General features: G+C 40.9%; 16 protein-coding genes, 1 pseudogene and 1 other annotated feature. Of the genes and pseudogenes, 8 read left to right on the forward strand and 9 right to left on the reverse strand.

Annotated elements, in window-relative coordinates; translation table 11 throughout:
• Positions 1–87: 87 nt before the first annotated feature.
• A complete protein-coding gene (locus EAE89_RS03075; protein ID WP_054475338.1) occupies positions 88–915 on the forward strand; it encodes a hypothetical protein in 828 nt (275 codons plus the stop codon).
• Positions 916–964: 49 nt separating this feature from the next.
• Here EAE89_RS03075 and cysB read toward each other — a convergent pair whose 3' ends face one another.
• Positions 965–1,939 (reverse strand): HTH-type transcriptional regulator CysB, encoded by a 975-nt coding sequence (gene cysB, locus EAE89_RS03080; protein WP_054475337.1) that lies wholly within the window; start codon positions 1,937–1,939, stop codon positions 965–967.
• Between the two features lie 304 nt (positions 1,940–2,243).
• Entirely contained in the window at positions 2,244–4,844 is a 2,601-nt protein-coding gene (gene topA / locus EAE89_RS03085) for a type I DNA topoisomerase (RefSeq protein ID WP_054475336.1), read from the reverse strand.
• A 188-nt stretch (positions 4,845–5,032) separates the two neighbouring features.
• Here topA and EAE89_RS03090 point away from each other — a divergent pair.
• Positions 5,033–5,377: pseudogene (locus tag EAE89_RS03090) on the forward strand (DUF2498 family protein).
• 115 nt (positions 5,378–5,492) lie between these two features.
• Here EAE89_RS03090 and EAE89_RS03095 read toward each other — a convergent pair.
• From EAE89_RS03095 to EAE89_RS03105, 3 genes are all read right to left on the reverse strand, one after another.
• Positions 5,493–6,323 carry an alpha/beta fold hydrolase gene (locus EAE89_RS03095; protein WP_054475335.1) on the reverse strand — a complete coding sequence of 277 codons (831 nt, stop codon included), beginning with the start codon at positions 6,321–6,323 and terminating at the stop codon, positions 5,493–5,495.
• 435 nt (positions 6,324–6,758) lie between these two features.
• Positions 6,759–7,805, reverse strand: a complete 1,047-nt coding sequence (sohB, locus tag EAE89_RS03100; RefSeq protein ID WP_054475333.1) for a protease SohB — start codon at positions 7,803–7,805, stop codon at positions 6,759–6,761.
• Between the two features lie 258 nt (positions 7,806–8,063).
• Complete coding sequence (locus EAE89_RS03105; RefSeq protein ID WP_214085358.1) at positions 8,064–8,822, reverse strand: phage tail protein; 759 nt, start codon at positions 8,820–8,822, stop codon at positions 8,064–8,066.
• 653 nt (positions 8,823–9,475) lie between these two features.
• Between EAE89_RS03105 and EAE89_RS03110 the strand changes: the two genes are divergently transcribed.
• Positions 9,476–10,240, forward strand: a complete 765-nt coding sequence (locus EAE89_RS03110; protein ID WP_214085359.1) for a YciK family oxidoreductase — start codon at positions 9,476–9,478, stop codon at positions 10,238–10,240.
• Positions 10,240–10,836, forward strand: coding sequence for a cob(I)yrinic acid a,c-diamide adenosyltransferase (cobO, locus tag EAE89_RS03115; protein WP_054475328.1), 597 nt, complete (start codon positions 10,240–10,242; stop codon positions 10,834–10,836). Before EAE89_RS03110 ends, cobO begins: the two co-directional genes overlap by 1 nt.
• A 69-nt stretch (positions 10,837–10,905) precedes the next feature.
• Here cobO and rluB read toward each other — a convergent pair whose 3' ends face one another.
• From rluB to EAE89_RS03135, 4 genes are all read right to left on the reverse strand, one after another.
• Positions 10,906–11,838: a 23S rRNA pseudouridine(2605) synthase RluB gene (gene rluB, locus EAE89_RS03120; RefSeq protein ID WP_054475325.1), complete on the reverse strand. Its 933-nt coding sequence runs from the start codon at positions 11,836–11,838 to the stop codon at positions 10,906–10,908.
• A 797-nt stretch (positions 11,839–12,635) separates the two neighbouring features.
• The gene (locus EAE89_RS03125) at positions 12,636–13,256 is read right to left on the reverse strand and encodes an L-threonylcarbamoyladenylate synthase (RefSeq protein WP_172908630.1); all 621 of its coding nucleotides are present in this window, start codon (positions 13,254–13,256) and stop codon (positions 12,636–12,638) included.
• A 27-nt stretch (positions 13,257–13,283) separates the two neighbouring features.
• A complete protein-coding gene (rnm, locus tag EAE89_RS03130; RefSeq protein WP_072161777.1) occupies positions 13,284–14,144 on the reverse strand; it encodes an RNase RNM in 861 nt (286 codons plus the stop codon).
• Positions 14,145–14,470: 326 nt separating this feature from the next.
• Positions 14,471–14,764 carry a gp53-like domain-containing protein gene (locus tag EAE89_RS03135; protein ID WP_214085360.1) on the reverse strand — a complete coding sequence of 98 codons (294 nt, stop codon included), beginning with the start codon at positions 14,762–14,764 and terminating at the stop codon, positions 14,471–14,473.
• Between the two features lie 598 nt (positions 14,765–15,362).
• Positions 15,363–15,462 (forward strand) — a sequence feature (Trp leader region).
• A 26-nt stretch (positions 15,463–15,488) separates the two neighbouring features.
• Here EAE89_RS03135 and EAE89_RS03140 point away from each other — a divergent pair.
• From EAE89_RS03140 to trpCF, 4 genes are read left to right on the forward strand one after another with little or no spacing between them, the layout of a single operon-like run.
• On the forward strand, positions 15,489–17,057 hold the full coding sequence (locus EAE89_RS03140; protein ID WP_054475322.1) for an anthranilate synthase component 1: 1,569 nt from the start codon (positions 15,489–15,491) through the stop codon (positions 17,055–17,057).
• Entirely contained in the window at positions 17,057–17,635 is a 579-nt protein-coding gene (locus tag EAE89_RS03145) for a glutamine amidotransferase-related protein (RefSeq protein WP_054475319.1), read from the forward strand. The genes EAE89_RS03140 and EAE89_RS03145 overlap by 1 nt, the downstream gene beginning before the upstream one ends.
• Before the next feature lie 13 nt (positions 17,636–17,648).
• The gene (gene trpD, locus EAE89_RS03150; protein ID WP_054475318.1) at positions 17,649–18,647 is read left to right on the forward strand and encodes an anthranilate phosphoribosyltransferase; all 999 of its coding nucleotides are present in this window, start codon (positions 17,649–17,651) and stop codon (positions 18,645–18,647) included.
• A gap of 2 nt (positions 18,648–18,649) precedes the next feature.
• Positions 18,650–20,011, forward strand: a complete 1,362-nt coding sequence (gene trpCF / locus EAE89_RS03155) for a bifunctional indole-3-glycerol-phosphate synthase TrpC/phosphoribosylanthranilate isomerase TrpF (RefSeq protein WP_214085361.1) — start codon at positions 18,650–18,652, stop codon at positions 20,009–20,011.
• Position 20,012: the final 1 nt, after the last annotated feature.

Consider the following 20,012-nt stretch of genomic DNA (forward strand, 5'->3'; position numbering starts at 1 on the left):
CAGGTAAACAATCGAATGATAATCGTATAGAATTCGTTTTCCATCAAATTGGATTTAAATGATTAATTAAAAGAATAAGGATAAATTATGGATATGAAAAACTCAATTACAAATCACCAGGAACATATCGAAAAAATCAATGAAGCCAATAAGTTCTTTCACATTGATGAAGCTTATTTTAATATAGAGAACACAAACAAATATAATGAAAAAGATGGTTTGGTGCAATTCATTGTAGCAACACAATTATCTGATCAAAAAGACGTTTTAGAAAAAACCAATAGTTTAAGTCAGACATTGATTGCCTTATCCTCCATCGTCACTAATTATGTAAATAAATATGCAGAAAAGCATGGAGAGCAATATAAGACAGATATGGCATTCTGGAGTAAAGCAGTAAGCAAACTGCCTTTAATGGGTACTAACAAAGTTGAGTCTAAAAGCTACACAGATTCATTAAATGGTTTAAGTATTTCAAAAAGTTTCCTGCATTTTATTATGAATGTTGTTGTATTTGAAAATACAGATATGCTGGCAGATTTCTCCCATTTTCTTACAAAACAAGGAGAAACGATTCGTTTAGGTATACGGAAAAATAAAGGCTTCTATTCTACTGTAACGTTGGCAATTGCCATCGATACCTTAGTTGTAGGAGAGAAAACCGTGTATATTCCTAAATTGAAGCTTTACCAAGTTAATTTTGATAGCAGTAATGCAAACTTTTTATCAAGTTGTGCTTCTAATGAAAATGTCAATGTTGATTTCAAATATTCATCTTTAGTATCGGTATTCGACTATGAAGCTCTCGATCATCCTGATGTTAAAGCCAGTTTTGATAATTTTATTAATAAGCAAAGAAAAACATCAATAGAAGAGTCAGATGATTTCTTCAGTGGTGAATTTGACGCACTCTGATAAATAAATTCCGGGAGATAACGGCCATCATTATCTCCCTCACCTTTTACTACACAATGGGTAACTTGATATCTTTGAACATGGCTTCAATATCTTCATTTGAACGCAAAGCAACAGCCTGATCAACAACATCACGCGTCAAGTGAGGTGCAAAACGCCACATAAAATCATACATATAACTGCGCAAGAAACTACTGCGACGAAAACCTATCTTAGTTGTGCTATAGCCAAATCTCTCACGCATATCAATGCAAATAAGATCTTTATCCTGTATCGGATCAACGGCCATACTCGCAATAACCCCCACACCTAATCCCAATCGGACATAAGTTTTGATCACATCGGCATCAGTAGCTGTGAAAACAATTTTAGGCTTTAAGCACACTTTATCGAATGCAACATCTAATTCAGAGCGGCCAGTAAAACCAAATGTATAAGTGACCAATTGATAATTAGCCAATTCTTCAATTGAAACATTCTCTTTACCCGCCAACGGATGATCTGGTGTAACAACTAATGTCCTATTCCAATGGTAGCAAGGTAACATTATCAGATCTTCGTACAAATGCAGTGCTTCAGTTGCGATAGCAAAATCAGCGTTCCCTTTACATACAGCTTCCGCAATTTGCGTTGGCGATCCCTGATGCATATGCAAAGAGACCTGCGGATAACGTTCAATAAACCCTTTAATTACCGGAGGTAATGCATAACGAGCCTGTGTATGGGTAGTGGCAATATATAGTGAACCACGATTTGGATAAGTATGTTCACTAGCAACTGACCGTATTGCATCAATTTTGGACAATACTTCACGGGAAATTCGGACAACCTCTTCACCTGCGGGAGTAACGTGCGTCAGGTGTTTACCACTACGGGAAAAAATCTGAATACCTAACTCATCTTCAAGCATCCTAACCTGTTTACTGATCCCAGGTTGAGACGTATACAGCCCTTCAGCTGTAGATGAAACATTAAGGTTGTGGTTTACCACCTCCACAATATAACGAAGTTGTTGTAATTTCATATAAGTACCATCCCAGAATAAACGCTGTGAACAATTATGACTTAAAATTTGGCCTGATATTGCTGTTTGCTATTTATTATAACTAATAGAAATAATTTTATCGTCGCATATAACCACTATAACACGATTATATATTTATATAACGAATAATTGAAAAATCATAATGAAAGTTATAGCTGTATTTCAATTCAAATATTTTAAGATTCTGTTGATAGATGAAAAAAGCCAACCTAATAAGGTTGGCTAATAGAAGAAAATGACTTCTTTTTGAGAAAAAAGAGAGGGTTAATTCTCTCAATAATTGTTACTTTTTATCTTTCTCAATCCATTTTCCATCAACATAGAACACGCTCCACCCCGTTGCCTTGCCATTTTTCTCTGAAGAAGCATATTGCTGTTTAGTTTTACGACTGAAACGGATAACAGTTTTATTACCCTCAGCATCAGCCACAGGCGCATCAGCCAGATAACGTAATTTTTCCGGCAGGCGGTCTTTGAAGAGAGCCAATTCTTCTACCAATGGTGCCCTCGTTTCCCTAGATTTAGGGAAAGTATTAGCAGCGAGAAATACACCGGCAGCGCCATCACGCAAAACAAAATATGCATCAGACTTTTCACAAGGCAACTCTGGTAATGGTACGGGATCTTCTTTTGGTGGAGCGACTTCTCCACTACGCAAGATTTTACGGGTATTTTTACACGTTTCGTTAGTACAACCCATGTATTTACCAAAACGTCCCATTTTTAGGTGCATTTCAGAACTACATTTATCACATTCAATAATCGGGCCGTCATACCCTTTAATGCGAAACTCACCTTCTTCCACTTCATAGCTATCACAAGCAGGGTTATTACCACAGACATGCAATTTACGTTGGTTATCGATGAGATAGCTGTCCATTGCTGTACCGCATTTTTTACAACGGCGGCGAGCACGCAACGCGTTTGTTTCCGCTTCATCCCCTTCCAAAATATTGAGAATTTCATTTTCAGGAATAAGGTTGATCGTCTGTTTGCAACGTTCTTTCGGTGATAGTGCATAACCCGAACAACCCAGGAAAACCCCCGTAGTTGCAGTTCGAATTCCCATAGGACGATCGCAAGTCGGGCACGCAATGGACGTTATCACCATAGGATTAGGCCGCATCCCCCCATCTTCCGGGTCTTTATTTGCGACGTCTAGCTGTTCACTAAAATCAGTGAAAAACTCATCCAGAACCCCTTTCCATTCCGCTTTATTACTTGCAACCTGATCAAGCTGATCTTCCATCCGTGCGGTAAAATCATAACTCATCAGCTCGTTGAAATTTTCCTCCAGCCGATCAGTAACAATCTCACCCATTTTCTCCGAGTAAAAGCGACGGCTTTCGACCCGAACATAACCACGATCTTGAATCGTAGAGATAATAGAAGCATAGGTAGATGGACGACCAATACCGCGCTTTTCCAACTCTTTAACCAAAGATGCCTCACTGTAACGTGCTGGTGGTTTGGTAAAGTGCTGGCTCGGAATCAGTTGTTGTAAGTCAAGTTCAGTACCAACCTCAACAATAGGCAATGTGTGATCTTCATCACCTTTACGCAACGCAGGCATCACTTTTGTCCAGCCGTCAAAACGTAATGTACGGCCTTTAGCTCTCAGCTCAAAATCATCAGCTTGTACGGTCAGCGTCGTGGAATCGTATTTTGCCGGTGTCATTTGACAAGCAACAAACTGACGCCAAATAAGCTGATAAAGCTTTTGTGCATCGGCATCCATATCTTTCAGTTGTTCAGCCACGACATCAACACTGGAAGGACGAATCGCTTCATGCGCTTCTTGTGAATTTTCTTTACTGCTGTAGGTATTCGCTGCTTTCGGTAGGTATTTGTCACCAAAATTATCACTGATATAACCACGAACCATATCCAGCGCATCCTGACTCAGGTTAGTTGAGTCAGTACGCATATAAGTAATATGTCCAGCCTCATACAAACGCTGAGCCATCATCATGGTCTTTTTAACACCAAACCCTAAACGCGTACTGGCAGCTTGTTGCAATGTGGATGTGATAAACGGCGCACCAGGTTTACTGGATGTCGGGCGATCTTCACGATCAATAACCTTATAGCGGGCTTTTTCCAGTAAAGATACGGCAGCCTGAGTTTGTTCACTATTGACTGGCTTAAACGGTTTACCCCGTTTATGACTCACTTCCATATGCAGTGAAATTTCACCTTTCGCCAGCAAATCAGCATGTAACTGCCAATACTCTTCTGGTACAAATGCTTTAATTTCACGCTCTCTTTCTACAACAAGACGCACTGCTACGGACTGCACACGACCAGCAGAAAGCCCTCTCGCAACTTTTTTCCACAACAGTGGAGAAACCATATAACCAACCACCCGATCCATAAAACGACGGGCTTGTTGGGCATTTATCCGGTCAATATTCAATTCACCCGGCTTATCAAACGCCTGCTTAATAGCGTTTTTAGTAATTTCGTTAAAAACAACCCGGCTAAAACGATCACTATCGCCACCAATCACCTCTCGCAAGTGCCATGCAATGGCTTCTCCTTCACGGTCAAGATCCGTTGCGAGATAAACATGATCTGCTTTTTCAGCTAGTGATTTCAGCTCTGCCACAACTTTCTCTTTACCTGGCAAAATCTGATAATTAGCTTCCCAGTCGCGGTATGGATCAACCCCCATACGGTTGACTAACGCCGCTTTCTCATCCTTTTTAACTTTCTTCTTAGACTTATCGCTAGATGAGTTTGAACTCTTTTGGCTGGCTGAGCCACTGGTCGGCAAATCACGGATATGACCGACGCTGGATTTCACCACGTAGTCACTTCCCAGATATTTATTGATTGTTTTGGCTTTTGCCGGGGACTCCACTATTACAAGAGCTTTACCCATAGTTATCTTTACCTAGTTATCTTTTCAGATGATGGAATTCACAGAGCCATATCACGGTATTTAAAACCTCTTTTTATATTGCGATAGATTCTCAATATATCAACTTATTTTTATCCAGTTGATTTGCCCGAACTCAAAACACGTTGAATTATCTAAGGTATTTTAGATACCGCCCATGGGCTATGCAAATGAATGAAACGATCATCGTAAACAAAATCTTCCATCTGCATTACGAAAAGTCCACACTCTACCTGATAAAAAATGATGCGCAACAAATTATTTTTGACAAGGACAGACAAACGCAAAAGAGAACGACATCGATTAAACGTAAGCAATTATTAGAAAAAACCAACTTTATTATCCGCCAACATGAGGATTTTATTGATGGTATGTATGCAAACAGTGCGGAACAAAAAGGAGAAATCTTCGTGTCCAGTGGTGAATTTTCTCTAAATGAAAATGGTTGACCAACGACCAAAAGTCCAGCTGCTTTTAATATGTTCAAGCATCTGACACACATCCTGCCAGGCTAATATCATCTCGAAAATTAATAATAAAAACCTATTGACCAACAAATAGGCAGATATATGAAATTCATATAAGAATATATCTGCCGGGCATAGTTAGACGAGAAACCCCAGATATCCCTTATACTTCCAGAGTAAGATCGGAGAAAAAACCTGCCATCAGGGTATTAAACAACTCCGGCGCTTCCCAAAATGGTCCGTGACCAAGATTGAGCAAATTATATACTTGACCAGTCCAAAGATTTTTGTAAGTAATTCCATTTATGTAGTCGATATTGACAAATAAATCGTCTACACCATTGACAATCGCCAGTGGAGTTGGATTGGTTTCAACTAACAATCGCTGATCCATGACATCCGGTAAAATAGATGATTCAGACATATATTGCCGAGCTAAACCATCAGTCCGTGCAACTGCGGCTCTAAGAAATGGCTCACAAAGCGCATTTTCTCCATACAACGCAAGGGTATAATCGGTAATTTCTTCTTCAGTCAGTGAAGCTTTACCGGATATTGCCATAAACCGGTTTGATTTAAATCCAAGACTGACATTCTCTGGACCCGGACTAACCGGAGGCGTACCACAAATCATCAACCCTACAATGCCTGAAAACCTCGGGATCATTTCCAAACCAATATGTCCCCCCAGTGACCAGCCGAAAACAGCAACTTTGTTGATGCCTAATTTTTCCAATACTTCAATAATACAGAGGGCATAACCGGATATCGAATAAGTCCGACGCGGGTCTACTGCATTCGATGAAGCACCATGCCCCGGTAAATCGATAGTCAAAACCCGGTATTCGTCACCAAAGCAGTTAACTTGATGGCGAAAAATGTCTTTACAACTTGAATTACCATGTATAAGGAGCACCGGTAACCCGTCACCACCAGTATCAGTAATAGAGATGACAGCGTGACTGGTATGAATATCGTATTGTGAAATAGCCATAACACCTTATTTCCTTATGAGTATTTATTATAAGTCGCAATTTTTCGTGGAGTTACATAATACGTTTAAGTGTGTCGGCCAATAGAGCTATGCAAAAGTGATTTGTATTTGTTTTGAATATCCACCAAATAAAACACATAAACGCGAAGTCAGAGTATCAATTATTGGTGTAGAAAAGCCTGCTTCTCATCACACAGGAGAAGGGGACGTGAAGCAAATTATGTAATGCCTGTAATATTTTGAAAGGAGCAAAATCTCTGATTTTTAGGGAAATGACATTGTAACAATAAATGAAAAATGAGGATCGATCTGTTCAATTAGGACATTAATCAGGCAATTTATTGGAAATAATATCAAGGCGCCTCTAAGCATCAAGATAAAACGCCATTTGAGGTACGCCGAGATACTATTATTCATAAAAACAGCGGTATTTTATCAAAACAGAGGTTTTTCTCCTCTTTGCCACCAGCGTAATAATAACTTATCAATACTTTCCATTGTGCTGCTGGTGAAACGTTCTACCATGCGCTTACGACGTGAATAAGTGACACCAATCACTTCACAATTATCTATTTGAGCAATTAACAGATCATCACTGACACCAATTTCATCAATCAATCCTTTCTCTTTCGCTTGAGTGCCATACCAGTATTCGCCTGTAGCCACATTTGCCACATCAAGTAATGGACGATGTGTATGAATAAACTCTTTGAATAATTCGTGAGTCTGGTTGAGATCTTCCTGAAACTTTTTCCGACCTTGCTCTGTATTTTCACCCAAAAAAGTCAGCGTGCGTTTATATTCACCCGCCGTATGCAGTTCTACATCGATATCATTCTTTTTCAATAGCTTATGAATATTTGGGATCTGAGCGACCACCCCAATAGAGCCAATAATGGCAAATGGTGCAGCAATAATGCGATCAGCAACACAAGCCATCATATAACCACCACTGGCGGCAACTTTGTCCACAGCAATAGTCAAGCGAATCCCTTTCTGACGCAAACGGGCAAGCTGAGAGGCAGCAAGCCCATAGCCATGAACCATTCCTCCGGGGCTTTCAAGACGCAACAACACTTCATCTTTTGCATCAGCAACGGCTAAAATCGCGCTAATCTCTTCACGTAATGAATCGACCTCATGTGCATCCATACTTCCTTTAAAATCCAGTACATAAAGACAAGGTTTCTGTAACCCTTTCTGGCCAGTTTTAGCTTGACTCTTCTTCTGCTTAGATTCGAGCTTTTGCTGCTTATTAAACTCTTTCTGCCAGATTTTTCTCTCAGCTTCCGTCATACGCGCTCGCTGCATTTGACGCTGTTTATCCCGGTGCACCTCACCAAGATCTGTTAGCTTCAACTCTCCTTTTGGCAAGGATTTACGCATTCCTATGCCAATACCAAATATAGCCAGAACAATCACAGCCAATACTAGCGTTACCACTTTGGCTAAAAACAACCCATAAAGAGATAAATACTCCACAAATCCACCTTTTTTTCACAATAACTAAAAATAAATATATTTCATTATTTTCATTTAAAAACAAAATATTATAATAAACTCATATTCAATCAAAACAAATATGTACAAATAAAAAATATCCAGTATATCGGGCTTAGTAACTAATTCTACACCATTAGACAGAGAAATGGGGATCAGTTCAAAAATGAGAGAAATCATTGAACAGTGAAAAAGCCCGTTATTATCGCTGTAAACAATAAGGGCCAAATGGCCCCATCATTATGCTGCCCTTACAATGTAGTTAAATGCGATATTGCGAGGGCGATTCTCTGAGGCTACAGGGACAACCCTTGACGCCTCAAATCCAAAGCCGTATGGAGTATCTGGGTTAAAATTATTTACCGATTTAAAACTGCCGTCTGTCCCTATTCCAACAACTTGACTAGCATAAAAAGCCCCTCTTGTTGCCAAATGATAGTTTGGTGCTATCGTGCTGGCGAATGAACCCTGAATGTTTCTGATGGCATCCCCCTGATGAGTTAGAATTCTACGGTTATTATCAACACCCCGGCCATCATCCCAACCTCGAATAAATTCCCCTCTTAAATCGGGTAATCTACCATCAGGATAAGCCTCTGCTAATTTCGGAAATTTCGACTTATCAAAGACCGAACCATTACACTGCAACCACCCAGCAGGTGGTATGGTAGTCGGCCAGGGAACAGGAACACCTACAGGAATGTCAGAGCTATTTGAGATATTTGAAATTTTTTGTTCTAATGCTTCATTTAATTGAGCAGTAAGCTTGGTTATATCACCATTATCCAAAATATCCTCGCCAGATTGTTCCGCAATAAAATTAGCTACGATAGCTGATATAGTTGATGATTGACGCAATACTTTATTTAACAAATGAGTGGAAATATCATTTGGAGAAAATCCTGTCTGCAACCCCGGACTAACTTCATATCTCTCTTGACTCACTACATTAACATTATCATTAATAGAAAAGGCTTTAAAATCATTTCTTTGGTTCATATACCTTCCTTAAATTATACTCAATAGATTTCAATTTGCAGCGCGGCGGCCAGTGAACGCAGCCAGCAAAGCAGCAGCTTGAAAGATGAAGGGTATAAATAATACCATTTCATAATCAACATATTTAAATCATTGTAAAAATAATCTCTCTGCCACTCACGCCAATCAAAGTCTAGTTTAGAAAAAGAATAATGCAGTGTTCTTATTACTTATAAGATTAACTATTTTTATATAATTGCCAGCAATAAGTCATTCAACATTTTGGAACCGAAAATATAGCCAAAATACTTGTACTTAACATGTAGAAACTATATTTATCTCTCTTTTCCTGCAATTCCATCTATTTGATGAGGTATATACCCAATAGATTTCAAGATGGATCGCGACGGCAAGGGAGCAAATCCCCGGGAGCATAGATAACTCTGTGACCGGGGGGAGTGAGTGCCGCCAACAAAGGGCAATTTGAAAGATAACAGGTATGAGTAATTGAACAGATTTAACTAAAGACAAATACCAACGCCTTCAATGTTTCACCGTTTATCTCCTAAGCAATAGACTTTGACGAATTTGACTCAGTACATAATTTTCTGTTTTGATAACCAGAGTTACTCTGACGGCAACAAACCGCCCCATCAATAATAGGAAATCTTCAAATGTTACATTACCAACCCAAACATGACCTCCTACAGCAACGTATTATTCTGGTTACAGGCGCTGGAGATGGTATTGGTCGTGAAGTGGCGTTGACTTACGCCCGTTATGGCGCGAAAGTAATTCTGCTTGGCAGAACTACACATAAACTGGAAGCCGTCAAAAAAGAAATCGAACAAGCAGGTGGAGCCTCTGCCACTATCTACACCCTGGATCTACTCACTGTCACAGCCGAAAAATGCAAAGAATTGGCTGATGATTTAGCAAAATATTATCCGCGTCTGGATGGCATTTTGCATAACGCCGGATTACTGGGCGCTGTTGCCCCAATGGTAGAACAGCCGGTTCAGTTATGGCATGATGTTATGCAAGTTAACGTCAATGCGACTTTCATGTTGACTCAAACGTTGCTTCCACTGTTACTGAAATCCCCTGACGGCTCACTCATCTTTACCAGTTCAAGTGTTGGCCGAGAAGGTCGCAGTGGCTGGGGAGCCTATTCTGCCTCTAAATTTGCCACCGAAGGCATGATGCAAGTTCTAGCTGAAGAATATAAAAACAGTTCCCTACGCGTTAACTGTATCAATCCCGGTGGAACACGCACAAATATGCGTGCCAACGCATTCCCTAACGAAAATTCTGCTAAACTGAAAACTCCAGCAGAGATTATGCCACTGTACCTTTATTTAATGGGCAGCGACAGTCTGCATAAAACAGGCATCAGTTTTGATGCGCAACCCGGACGCAAAGCAGGACCAGCCGAATAATGACAATAAATGACAACCAACACCAAAGAAGGCAACAACGTCTGAAAGAAAAAGTAGATTCCCGCATTGAAGCCGCACTGTTAGAACGGGGAATCCTCATCATTTTTACCGGCAATGGTAAAGGTAAAACCACTGCGGCTTTCGGCACGGTCACCCGTGCAGTAGGTCATGGACGGCGTGCCGGTGTTATTCAATTTATAAAAGGCAAATGGGAGAATGGTGAAAAAAATCTCCTAGAACAGCATGGTGTAAATTTTCATGTTATGGCAACCGGTTTTACCTGGGAAACCCAAAGCCGAGAAACGGATACCACCGCTTGTCATCAGGTATGGCAGCACGCGCTGGAGATGTTATCCGATCCTAATTTGGATCTGGTTGTACTGGATGAGCTGACTTATATGGTGAGTTATGGCTATCTTCCTCTCGAAGATGTTATAACCGCCCTAAACCACCGACCAGAGCACCAATCCGTTATTATTACTGGCCGCGGTTGTCATCGTGAATTATTGGAAATGGCGGATACCGTCACAGAGATGCGCCCGGTAAAACATGCTTTTGATGCTGGCATTAAGGCACAAAAAGGCATCGACTGGTAGGAAAAAGGCCCCGTTATTACACGAGGCCCACAGGAATAGCAATTAACCAGAAATAGAAAGAACTAGAAATTAACGGCCTTTTGATGCCGTTGTACGACCTGCATTCTGGCGGGAACTACCCGGACGTTTTCCTGCCGATGGACGTGATGCCACTTGAGCATGACGTTTAACCGCACGGCGGATCTGGTTGGATTTCATACGACGTTGATCACGTTCGACCGCCACCTTGGAGACAGTCTCTTCGTTTAAACCAACTAATTGACGCAGATAGTTAGTTTGTTCCAGACCAAGCTCTGTCCAACCTCCACGTGGTAAACCTTTTGGCAAACCAATATCACCATAACGCACGCGAATAAGACGGCTTACTTGTACACCAACAGCCTCCCAAAGACGACGAACTTCACGGTTACGCCCTTCTGTCAGCGTCACATTATACCATTGGTTCATCCCCTCACCGCCTTTAAAAGCGACGGTGAGGAATGCTGCTGGACCATCTTCCAGCTGGATACCTTTAGCAAGTTGCTTCAATTTGGCATCATCAACTTCACCAAAAACACGAACGGCATATTCGCGTTCCACTTCACGGCTTGGATGCATTAAACGATTAGCTAACTCCCCATCCGTAGTAAATAGCAACAAACCACAGGTATTTACATCCAGACGCCCTACAGCTATCCAACGGGAACCCAGTAATTTAGGCAGACGATCAAAAACGGTTGGCCGTCCTTCCGGATCGTGGCGGGTACAAAGCTCACCTTCTGGTTTGTAATAAGCCAGCACACGGCAAATCGCTTTTTGTGATTCTTTGATGTTTAATATCCGGCCATCAAGGCGGATTTTTGTCGCAGGCTGTACTTCAATACGATCACCTAAAGTCGCAATCTTGCCGTCAACACTGACGCGCCCTTGTTGAATATAGCCTTCTATTTCGCGGCGGGAACCGTGGCCGGAACGCGCGAGAATTTTCTGTAACTTTTCAGATTTTTGTGTCTTACCGCTCATTGAGCAACCTCTGTTGTCGCCTTCACAGGCGTCGTGTTATATATCGATCAATACGTTATAATAAAATTTTCTTATAACAAACTGATTTTAATACATTTTATAACATAGAATGTGAAAAAACAGGTCATACACTCTAGTTCGTGGCCGAACATTCTACACTAATTTTATAATCAATGATTCCAATAAATCACTCAGTCAGCTGAATGTGCTTAAATTCGTCGTAATAACACAAATATATTATTGTGGCAATCAGTTGAAACATGATACTTAAAGATATGAATATCCATGATATTCAAAAGATAAGAAAATTCCTAAATACGACAAAATAAACAACGACCGACAGCTGTTAATTATCGAAATTCCAGCCAGCATTCTTTCGAAACAAATTCACGTTGAAATATCAAAACCAAGATAAACCAAGATGAAAGTGGTCATGAGATATTAATCCACCCCACCCGCCACACTTTATCAAACTCTAATCTTTATCATTCCTGAATTGATGACAAATTTGCAATACTTTTCAGTGAATCAGGGACTGTTTCTCTGAGATTAATAATTCAAAATTAACAATAACCATTTCGATTAAATTAAAAAACCAAAAATATAAAGCCTGCGTATAACACAGGCTTTATACTCGTCATCTTTCAAATTGCCTCTTTGTTGGCTGCACTCACTCACCCCGGTCACAGAGTTCTCTATGACATAGTTATCTCTGCTCCCGGGGATTCGCTCCCTTGCCGCCGCGGTCCATCTTGAAATCCATAGGGTATAAATTCTGAAAATAATTACTACTTAACTTATAAAAATGGAGTTATATTTCCTGCTCCTTCGCGTATTACAACCGGCGTATCATCAGTTAAATCAATTACAGTTGTAGGTTGTTGCCCTAAATAACCACCATGAATAATCAAATCAACCAGTTTCCCCAAATTATCTTTAATTTCTTCGGGATCAGATTCAGCAAAATCATTACCTGGTAAAATCAGACTGGTGGACATCAATGGTTCACCCACTTGTTCAAGCAGAGCCAGAGCAATGGGATTGGATGGAACACGTAACCCTATTGTTTTCCGTTTATCATTCATCAAGCGACGAGGAACTTCTTTAGTCGCACGCAAAATAAACGTGTAATTGCCCGGTGTATTATTCTTAATCAAACGGAAAGCTGAATTATCGACGTAGGCATAGGTCGATATTTCTGATAAATCCCGGCACATCAAGGTAAAATTATGATGACTATCCAACTGACGAATACGACATATTCGTGTCATCGCATCTTTATCTTCCAAACGGCAACCAATCGCATAACCAGAATCAGTCGGGTAAACAACGACTCCACCTTTCTTAAGCACATCCACACTTTGCCCTATTAGGCGTGGCTGCGGATTATCAGGATGAATATAAAAAAACTGGCTCATAAATTACCTCTTAATTTTATGCAGCCCCTACAGTGACCAGTTGCGCCATATTGGTACCACATCACCGGGTAACCACAATTTACGCCCTAACTCTATCCATGCACAAGGCTGGTGAAAATCAGAACCCAACGAAGCCATCAAATCATATTCCCGTGACAATTGACCAAGATATTGCCGCTCGTTAGGCGCCTGCTGGCACTGTGCAACTTCCATTGCATCACCACCATGTTGCTTAAACCAGATAATCAAACGTTTCAACCATTTAGTAGATAAATCATACCGCCCCGGATGCGCAATGACTGCCTGTCCACCTGATTGATGAATGACATCAATAGCTTGTTCAATTGTACACCATTGCGGTGGAACGTATCCGATTTTTCCCTTTGCCAAATATTTTTTAAATACTTTCGCAATCGTTGGCTCTTTACCTATTTCGATTAAATAGCGGGCAAAATGGCCTCGTGTCACTTGCCCACCATTCGCTAATCGGTTTGCCCCTGCCCAAGCATCTGGAATACCTACCCTTGCCAGTCTGTGGCCTATTTCAATTCCTCGTTCTTTCCTAAGTTCAGATTGTTTATTAAGTAATTCAATCATTGCATCTGACTGAATATCAATGTTCAACCCCACAATGTGAATCTCTATATTTTGCCACAGAGTCGATATCTCAACGCCTGATATGAGTTTCAATGGCAAATTGTGTTGGCTAATATGCTCATGGGCTAACGGAATAGCGTCCGTCGTATCATGATCAGTCACGGCCAATACATTAACGCCCATTGCTACCGCGCGTTCGACTAACTCCGATGGTGAAAGTGAACCATCCGATACAGTCGTATGGCTATGAAGATCATAAATTGTCACCAACTCAGTGACTGAATTTGTCATTATCTCTTTCTCTGCCTGAATAGATTTGGAACATATGAGACGATAGCTTAACGGTAAATAGCAGCATTTTACATCAAAAACAAATAAATCTATTTAAAATCAATCTAATAATTAAAAATAAGAATTAAATCTACACCATAAAACACTAAGTTTCACGCTAAATAGATCAATAGTAACAGATAAGCTTACAGAGATTGGGAAAGTACTGATGATGAGTTTCAACGTTGAGAAAAAACCGGGGTTGATTCCGGCTTTCAATATAATTTTGTTTCAGTTCTAAGGGTAGAATGAATTATTTTTTACTGTAGTAATATCATATTTTTATATTAACTACCTATAGCAAACCAGAAAGCTACTGTTTCACCATCTCCAGCACAATATGTAAACCCTGATGCTGATACATTCTTCGCCCTTACAGGAGCCACATTATACCCATTATCATCAACTGCTTTCAATGTCAGTTGCACATTGTAACAGACATTAGGAAATGGCATGGGGAAAAGGACTGGTGTTTTATCTGCTACTCTGGTGACTATTCCCCATTGTTGAATGACTTGGGGGTCGCTATCCTTTTGCCAACTAGCTATGGCTACTAATTCTTCATCGCTATTATTATTCATATACTTTCCTCGAGGTAAATAGTTAACATTTCTCGGAAAAAACCTAATGATCAAATTATTTTATAAAAGATTTAACCACATGAATTAAGCATTGATAAATAATTTTTAAGTCAAAAAAATATACCAAGCTATTTATACACAGTATCAAAAAAATATCTATCAATCTACTCCCGAACTCATATTTTTATAGCAAAGATTAGCGCTCAGATATAAAATATCGAACTGAGCATTATCATTTTAAGCGTTAAAGACTAATCAGAATTCTTCCTTATTTCACCAATAGATTTCAAATAATAGGGCTTACCCGGATTATAAATAAGGTGGATAAAATAGTTAATTTGGAAAAATTTAGGGGTAAAACACCCAATGAATTATTTAAAAGAATACGGACATGTTTACTTCCAGAGTAACGATGTTGCACTTATTATGTGAATCTACCTAATATTTTTTTCATCCCCCCTTGACATATCAACATCGCTCCAGTTTACTAGTACACAAGTTAAGGCAATGTCGTCTTATATACCCTATGGATTTGATGACGGGTATATACTCTCTCAATACTAAAGAGGCACTGAAAATGACTATATTTATGATGACTATCCGTTGGTGGCACAACTTCCCATTAAGGGCGGAATGGTCACGCACATAAATCATCAGTGCCAAATTACCAAAACCCGCCACAAGGCGGGTTTTTTGTATACGTAATTCATTATCAGGATAAAAAATGGCGGATAAACAACCAAAACTAATCATAATTGAGCAGGAAACCGCTTATCAGCCCGATCCTGCGCAGCTATTCAATCAACTCTGCGGTGAACGTCCGGCAACGTTATTGCTGGAATCTGCGGAAATTAACAGTAAAAAAAGCGTGAAAAGCCTACTAATCATTGACAGTGCCTTGCGTGTCAATGCAAATGGCAATACGGTCACTTTTGATGCTCTGACAGAAAATGGTCGAAATCTATTACCTTTTCTCGCCCAAAAATTTACCAAAAACATTCAAGCCGAAATTACGCGCGATTCTCTTCAATTAATCTTTCCTAAGACCAACCACAATATGATGGATGAAGATAATCGACTGAAAGCTATGTCAGTATTTGATGCATTACGCGCCCTTCTTTCTCTAATGGAAGTGCCATCACAATATAATGCAGAGGCTATATTCGTTGGCGGTCTTTTTTCCTACGATCTAGTGGCCGGGTTTGAACCGTTACCAACAGTAAAAACGGTTCAGCGCTGTCCTGATTTTTGCTTTTATTTGGCAGAAACTTTACTGGTGATCGACCACCAGAATAAAAATGCCCGTTTGCAAATTAGTCTCTTTAGTGATTCTCAAGAAGAAAATCAACGCCTTAAACAGCGTCTGAAAATACTCACAGAATTGATCACCGAACCCGCTCAACCTATAAAACAAATCGCTGTGCCTGCAATGAAAGTTTCGTGTAATCAGGATGACAAGATATATGCAGAAATAGTCGCACGGTTACAACAATCTATCCATCAAGGCGATATTTTTCAGGTAGTTCCATCACGACGCTTTTCTCTACCATGTCCAGCACCGCTTAATGCTTATCAAAAACTTAAACATCGTAATCCAAGCCCTTACATGTTTTTCATGCAGGACAAAGATTTCTGCCTGTTTGGTGCTTCCCCTGAGAGCGCTCTTAAATACGATGCATCCAACCGCCAGATTGAAATTTATCCTATTGCCGGCACACGCCCTCGTGGACGCGATGCCACCGGAGAATTAGATGCAGATCTGGACTGCCGGACAGAACTCGAGATGCGTACAGATCACAAAGAATTAGCTGAGCACTTGATGCTGGTTGATTTGGCTCGCAATGATTTGGCCCGTATTTGTGAACCCGGCAGCCGCTATGTCGCCGACCTGACAAAAGTGGATCGCTATTCCTTTGTTATGCATATGGTTTCCCGCGTCGTGGGAACACTACGCCATGACCTGGATATTTTTCATGCTTATCAAGCCTGTATGAATATGGGAACTCTCACTGGTGCACCAAAAGTACGGGCCATGCAACTTATCGCCCGTTATGAAAATGAACGTCGGGGCAGCTATGGTGGTGCTGTCGGCTATTTCACCAGCAAAGGTGATATGGATACTTGCATCGTTATCCGCTCTGCCTACGTGGAAGATGGCATAGCGACCGTTCAAGCTGGCGCGGGTGTAGTACTGGATTCTGTACCTTTGTCAGAGGCTGAAGAGACTCGCAATAAAGCGAGAGCCGTCATTCGCGCAATTGCGGAAGCTCATCAAGCAAAGGAGATTTTCTAATGGCAAATATTCTTCTGCTCGATAACGTGGATTCGTTCACCTATAACCTCGTCGATCAATTACGCAGCAATAATCATCAGGTTGTTATCTATCGCAATACCGTTGCAACCGAAATCATTATGGAACAATTCAGAATACTACCATCTCCGTTACTGATGCTTTCACCGGGACCCGGCAAACCGTCTGATGCAGGATGTATGCCTCAGTTACTCCAGCAAATAATCGGCAAAATTCCGGTGATTGGCATCTGCCTTGGACATCAGGCAATTATTGAAGCATATGGTGGAAAAATTGGCGCTGCTGATGAAATCCTACATGGTAAAGCCTCTCTGGCAGAACATGATAATCAGGCCATGTTCGCTAATCTGGAAAATCCTTTGCCCGTTGCACGTTACCACTCGCTGACAGGTAGCAGAATTCCATCTGAACTGACTATTTCGGCACGTTGTGGCAACACTATTATGGCTGTTCGCCACGACAAACATAAGGTTTGTGGATTTCAGTTCCATCCAGAATCTATTCTCACAACACATGGGGCCAGATTACTTGAACAAACTCTGACCTGGGCACTGAATTAAAAGGAGTGTGAAAATGCAGTTTATTTTCGATAAATTGTTCAGTGCGCAGATACTGACACAGCAAGAAAGCCAGCAACTGTTTTCAGCCATAATTCAAGGAAAATTAAGCGAATCACAACTTGCGGCTGTACTTATCAGCATGAAATTACGGGGCGAACAGCCAGAAGAGATCGCGGGGGCCGCTCAAGCGTTGCTGGAAAATGCCCTGCCATTTCCACGGCCCGACTACACTTTTTGCGATATTGTCGGAACCGGTGGTGATGGCACCAACAGTATCAATATATCGACCGCTAGTGCATTTGTCGCAGCGGCTTGTAATATCAAAGTTGCTAAGCATGGTAACCGCAGTGTTTCCAGCCGTTCAGGTTCATCTGATTTGCTGTCTGCATTTGGTATCGCACTTGATATCAGTGCAGAATGTGCACGCAACGCTCTGGATGAAATCGGCGTCTGTTTTCTTTTTGCTCCCCAATATCACATTGGATTCCGCCACGCAATGCCGGTACGCCAGCAACTAAAAACCCGGACTCTATTCAATGTGTTAGGTCCTCTGATCAATCCGGCACGTCCGCCGTTAGCATTAATTGGCGTTTACAGCCCCGACTTGGTTGACCCCATAGCCCGCACCTTGCAAGTTCTGGGTTATCAACGAGCAGCCGTTGTTCACAGTGGTGGAATGGATGAAGTTGCCCTACATGCACCAACAAAAGTTGCAGAGCTTAATGGTGAGGAAATCACCCGTTACCAATTAAATGCTGAAGATTTTGGTTTACAAAATCATCCAATGGATGCATTAAAAGGAGGTTCACCAGAAGATAACCGCGAAATGCTCAGTCTATTGCTACAGGGCCGAGGTGAAAAAGCCCATGCTGATGCTGTTGCCGCTAACGTTGCCCTTCTGATGAAAATTCATGGACAGGAAAATTTACGTCACAACACACAACAAGCTCTTGAAACTATTCATAGTGGCCGAGCTTATGAACGAGTCACTGCACTTGCAGCAAGGAGTTAACAATGCAAGCTACCGTTTTACAGAAAATTGTTAATGATAAAGCAGAATATCTTATTGGACGTAAGCGGCAACAACCACTGGAAAGTTTTATTGATTCCATTGTTGCCAGCAACCGCAGTTTTTATCAAGCACTAAGCAATAAACAGACCGTTTTTATTCTGGAATGCAAAAAGGCATCTCCTTCAAAAGGACTCATTCGCCAGAATTTCGATCCAATCCAGATAGCAAAAACTTATCAGCCTTATGCCGCCGCAATCTCAGTATTAACTGATGAAAAATATTTTCAAGGTCACTATGACTTCCTTCGGTTGGTGAGTGATGCTGTTCATCAGCCAGTATTGTGTAAAGATTTCATTATCGACCCTTATCAGATTTATCTCGCTCGTTATTATCAGGCAGATGCAATTTTATTGATGCTTTCTGTCCTTAATGACGAACAATATATTACGCTGTCTGAACTTGCACATAGCCTAAATATGGGCGTGCTGACTGAAGTTAGTTCAGAGGAAGAACGAAGCAGAGCTGTTACACTAAAAGCCAAAGTGATTGGTATCAATAATCGTGATCTGAGAGATCTTTCTATTGATTTGAACCGTACCAAACAACTTGCTCCACCATTACCGCAAGGAACCATTGTTATTAGCGAGTCAGGCATTCACCAACATCAGCAAATTCGTGAACTCAGTCATTATGTCAATGGTTTTCTAATTGGCAGCGCTTTGATGGCTCAGTCCGATTTAGATCTGGCATTACGCCAATTAATTCTGGGTGAAAATAAAGTTTGTGGGTTAACCCGTCCACAGGACGCCAAAGCCGCGCTACAAGCCGGTGCTGTATATGGCGGTTTGATATTTGTTGAACACTCCCCGCGTAAAATTAATATCAAACAGGCCCAACAAATCATCAATGCAGCTGCTCTCAAATATGTAGGAGTGTTCCAAAATCAATCATCTGCATTCGTCAGCCATACCGCCCATACCCTTTCTCTGACGGCGGTGCAATTGCATGGGGCAGAAGGCAAAATTTACATTCAAGAACTTCGAAAGATATTGCCTGAAAATTGCCAAATATGGAAAGCCATTGAGATGTCAAAAGATACATTCCACACCAAAATCGGAAACATTGATTGTTATCTGCTTGATAACGGCAAAGGTGGAACCGGCAAGACTTTTGACTGGCAATTAATTGACAAACAATCACTCAATAACATCATTCTGGCAGGTGGATTAAATGAGGAAAATTGCCAGCAAGCAGCAAAATATGGCTGTCTCGGACTTGATTTTAACTCTGGTGTCGAAAGCTCACCTGGCATCAAAAGCAGTCATAAATTGAATAAAGTTTTTCAACGTTTGCGCTGTTACTAAG

It is taken from the genome of Photorhabdus heterorhabditis, from assembly GCF_018448905.1.
Taxonomy (GTDB): Bacteria; Pseudomonadota; Gammaproteobacteria; order Enterobacterales; family Enterobacteriaceae; genus Photorhabdus; species Photorhabdus heterorhabditis.